Here is a 3444-nt window from a genome sequence, read left to right as displayed (position 1 = left end):
ACTAAAACGCTTGTGGATTCGGTCTGACGGGGGCATAGTCTTCGGATTGTGTCTAGTTAAGAGGAGTAGAAGCAAGAATCTCCCGTCACAGCGTAGCTTGACGGCGAGAGTGTCAAAATTCTAGTTTTTCTAATAGTTGATGTAATCTGGAGGGGTCTTGCAGATAAAGATAGCCGAACAGGGTTTCTAAACTGCTGGCCTGCTGATAGACTTGGGCTGTCAGACGACGGCGTTTTCCCGTGACCGCATTGCGTCCCCGGCGCAGAATTTCTTTTTCTTGGTCTGTCAGATAGGGCTGCAGTTGTTCTAAATCTAAAGCCTGTTGTTCGGCCCTGACTTTGCCCACCACCTGAGCGTGATAGTCTCCCAGACGCTGGGGCGGCAGTAAATAATAGGTGCGGATGTATAATTCATAAACAGCATCCCCCAGATAGGCCAGGGAAGCGGGCGATAATCGGTCAAGACCCTCTAGGAGTTGTGACCCCTCGCCACTTAGCTGTAAGCGAATTTTTTCGAGAGGAGATTCCACGATTTACGCTTTTTCCAGATATTCGATCGCAGCTTCTAGGGTGGGTTGCAGGGAAAAAAACTGCTCCAATCGCACCAGTTTTACGGTTTGAGTTACCCGCGCATTGGTAACAATTTGTAAACTGCCCCCTGCGGTTTTGGCCTTTTTCACCAATTTTACTAAGGCCCCTAAACCGGAGCTATCGATAAAATCAATCTGAGCGAGGCTAATAATCACATCCTTGGGACCTTGCTCCACATAGCCTTCGATCACCTTACAAAAAGTCGGTTCGGAAAAGGCATCTAAAAGACCCGTCAAACGGAAAATTTGGTATTTATCTCTGACCTCACGCGTACCTCGCAAGCTGACGGTCAAGTTAATTGCTTCTGGAATAATCGCCTCCTAGCTCTAGAGCCGTAAAAATCAAAACCTTAGTATATCCTAAAAATTTACGACCGATCCTTTTTTGCTTCCCGCATTAAATCAACAAATTTGGCGAACAGATAATCGGCATCGTGGGGGCCGGGACTGGCTTCGGGGTGGTATTGTACCGAGAAAAAGGGCAGAGACTTGTGTTTTAAACCCGCTACGGTGCGATCATTGAGGTTGAGATGGGTAATCTCCACTTGCGGATTTAAAGAGGCTTCCTGCACCGCAAAACCGTGATTCTGACTGGTAATTTCCACCTGTTGCCGCAGTCCACAGGGTTGATTTAACCCGCGATGGCCAAATTTCAGTTTAAAGGTTTCTGCTCCTAGGGATAGCCCCAAAATTTGATGACCCATACAGATGCCAAAAGTGGGTTTTTCCCCTTGCAAAAGTTGCTTGGCTAGGGCAATACCTTCGGTGACAGCCGCCGGATCTCCCGGTCCGTTAGAAAAGAAAATACCATCGGGATTATATGCGGCGATTTTTTCCGGGGGAGTGTCGGCGGGAACCACGATCACCCGACAACCGTAGCTGGCTAAACGCCGGAGAATATTGCGTTTGATGCCAAAATCGATCGCCACCACCGTTAACGGTTCTTGATCACTATCAATTGGTGCAAATTCCCAGGCGGACGGGGTGGGAGTCGTCCATTCGTACACTTCCTTCGTGGTAACTTCTTTAACGAGATTTAACCCCGCCATACTGGGGGCTGCCTGCACCAGCCGCAGTAAATCGTGATAATCCAGTATTTCCGTAGAAATTGCCCCATTCATCGCCCCAACCGAGCGAATTTTGCGGGTCAAAGACCGGGTATCGATGCCATAGATGCCAATAACATGATGAGCGGCCAGATAATCCGGTAGGGATTGGGTAGAACGCCAATTACTGGGCCGGTGGCAGATATTTTTGGCGATCGCTCCTTTCACCTGGGGACGAATTGACTCCTCATCCTCGGGGTTAACCCCCGTATTTCCCAATTCCGGATAGGTAAAAGTGACGATTTGACCAGCATAACTGGGATCGGTGAGGACTTCCTGATAACCAGTCATCCCCGTGTTAAAGACAACTTCGCCGACGGTGGTTCCCTTGGAGCCGAAGGAATAACCCTCGTAAACCGTACCATCGGCCAGAACTAATAAGGCTTTTTGACTAGCAGCACTTGATATCATCGTCAATTTTTTAATCTTGAGTAGTGGTGAGAAACAGAAGTCAAGGATAGACTAGAACAGGGACTAGAAAACGAATTGCTTAGTTTTAATTGGCTAGAGCGTTTTATGATTAAGAGTACATCCGCTCAAGGACAACAGTTTCCCCTGACTAGCCATCGGCAAGATCCTATCGCTTAAAAAATAACTATATAAGTAATATGAGTCCAAGAAAACTGACTGATGCCACGAAAAAAGAAATTCTTAAGCTTTATCGGGAAACGGAGGCCACCACTTCCACCTTAGCCGAGCGTTATGGCGTGAGTAGTTCTACGGTCAGTCGTTTTCTCAAAAATTCTTTTTCTAGCGAGGAATACGAGCAATTAATCCAGAAAAAACGCTTGGCCCGCAATCCTCGTGGTTTCGAGGAGGAGGGAGCAGCCGCGGATTTATCGGAAAAAGCGATCGAGGTGATTAGTTTTCGGGCAGCGCGCATCGAAGCTAAGGATGAGTGGGATTTTGAGCAACCGCTCGCTTCTGTGGAACAATTAACCCTGTTAATGGATACCTCTTACCCGCCAGAAGCAGATAATTCGGAAGATACAGAAATTAATGGCGATAAGCCTCTAGAAAACGCTAATTTAAACGAGTTTTTCGTCGAAGCTATCGAGGAAGAGGAGGAGGAAGATGAGCTTGACGAGGATTGGGATGAAGAGGAGGATGAAGATGAAGATGAAGATGAAGACGAGGAGGAGGAGGAACTAGCGGGCAGCTATTTAGGCCCGACTATCGTTAAAACAGCCCAATTACAGATATTACCCCTATCGGCGGCGGCTTTTCCCAAAACCTGTTACTTGGTGATCGATCGCGCTGCCGAATTAATCACCCGTCCCCTCAAGGATTTTGCCGAATTGGGTAAGGTTCCCCCTCAGGAAATCCAGCAGCGCACCCTCCCCATCTTTGAAAGTCATCGCATCGCTCGTCGTTTCTCCAAGCGCAAGGAAAAAGTGATTAAAGTTCCCGACGGTCGCCTGATCGAAAAAGCTCACGCTCAACTGGAAGCTAAAGGTATCACCCGTCTGCTCATGGATGGTCGTATCTACGCTTTAGAGTAGGGAATTAGGGGATAGGAGACTCCAGCAGGCTCCCTGCAAGGGGAAGCCAAAAAAGGAAAAAAGCGTTGAGAACAATAACCAGATGGTGACTGTTCTCAACGCTTTCTGTCAAGTCTGATTGAGATGCTCTTACCGAAATTTTGGGTTAAAGCCCCGTCCTTTTAGGACGGCTTTTTAAACTATAGCTTGTTAACTTAACTTTTATTGTGCTATACTGATTTTATCTAAGTACCCCGTGGGTAAAATG

4 protein-coding genes are annotated in these 3444 nt (G+C 47.4%); 1 reads left to right on the top strand and 3 read right to left on the bottom strand.

The annotated features are described in order from the left end of the window. Nucleotides 1-112: 112 nt before the first annotated feature. The 3 genes from EWV84_RS06105 to carA form a co-directional block, all read right to left on the bottom strand. Nucleotides 113-529: a Mini-ribonuclease 3 gene (locus EWV84_RS06105; RefSeq protein ID WP_287077165.1), complete on the bottom strand. Its 417-nt coding sequence runs from the start codon at nt 527-529 to the stop codon at nt 113-115. 3 nt (nt 530-532) lie between these two features. Further along, nucleotides 533-883 carry an STAS domain-containing protein gene (locus EWV84_RS06100; protein ID WP_287077163.1) on the bottom strand — a complete coding sequence of 117 codons (351 nt, stop codon included), beginning with the start codon at nt 881-883 and terminating at the stop codon, nt 533-535. 74 nt (nt 884-957) lie between these two features. Then, entirely contained in the window at nt 958-2106 is a 1149-nt protein-coding gene (gene carA / locus EWV84_RS06095; protein WP_286826607.1) for a glutamine-hydrolyzing carbamoyl-phosphate synthase small subunit, read from the bottom strand. A 197-nt stretch (nt 2107-2303) separates the two neighbouring features. Here carA and EWV84_RS06090 point away from each other — a divergent pair, with 197 nt between their 5' ends. Further along, a complete protein-coding gene (locus EWV84_RS06090; protein ID WP_287077161.1) occupies nt 2304-3197 on the top strand; it encodes a helix-turn-helix domain-containing protein in 894 nt (297 codons plus the stop codon). Nucleotides 3198-3444 lie beyond the last annotated feature (247 nt).

This window comes from Microcystis sp. M_QC_C_20170808_M3Col (genome assembly GCF_007095505.1).
Taxonomy (GTDB): Bacteria; Cyanobacteriota; Cyanobacteriia; order Cyanobacteriales; family Microcystaceae; genus Microcystis.
This window is presented reverse-complemented; position numbering and strand designations above follow the sequence as displayed.

Coding starts and splice junctions, on each gene's coding strand:
- carA (WP_286826607.1), bottom strand. CDS start 2,106: ATGATATCAAGTGCTGCTAGTCAAAAAGCCTTATTAGTTCTGGCCGAT.
- EWV84_RS06090 (WP_287077161.1), top strand. CDS start 2,304: ATGAGTCCAAGAAAACTGACTGATGCCACGAAAAAAGAAATTCTTAAG.